The organism is Allobosea sp. ASV33, from assembly GCF_016428755.1.
GTDB lineage: Bacteria > Pseudomonadota > Alphaproteobacteria > Rhizobiales > Beijerinckiaceae > Allobosea.
This window is the reverse complement of the sequence record NZ_JAELTI010000262.1, coordinates 1-320: the sequence shown is the minus strand read 5'-3', so window position 1 is coordinate 320 and position 320 is coordinate 1. Positions and strand designations below refer to the sequence as shown.

At 74.7% G+C, this 320-nt stretch carries 1 protein-coding gene; it reads left to right on the top strand.

Annotated elements, in window-relative coordinates:
- On the top strand, positions 1–320 hold a 320-nt coding region (locus JHD80_RS27450), incomplete at both ends, for a hypothetical protein (RefSeq protein ID WP_199093770.1).

Below are 320 nucleotides of genomic sequence, written 5' to 3'. Positions count from 1 at the left end.
CCCCCCCCCCCCCCCCCCCCCCCCCCCCCCCCCCCCCCCCCCCCCCCCCCCCCCCCCCCCCCCCCCCCCCCCCCCCCCCCCCCCCCCCCCCCCCCCCCCCCCCCCCCCCCCCCCCCCCTTTACTGATCCGGCGACCACCGAGATCTACACCGAAGGTTAATCGTCGGCAGCGTCAGATGTGTATAAGAGACAGGTCCTGGCCCTGGCTCTCCGGCAGCGTCACCATCCCCTGGGATGCCAAGGCGCATTTCCATCCGCAGCTCCAGTTCCTCGCCGATGCCTGGCACAAGGGTCTCTCGCCCTTCTGGACGCCCTATGTC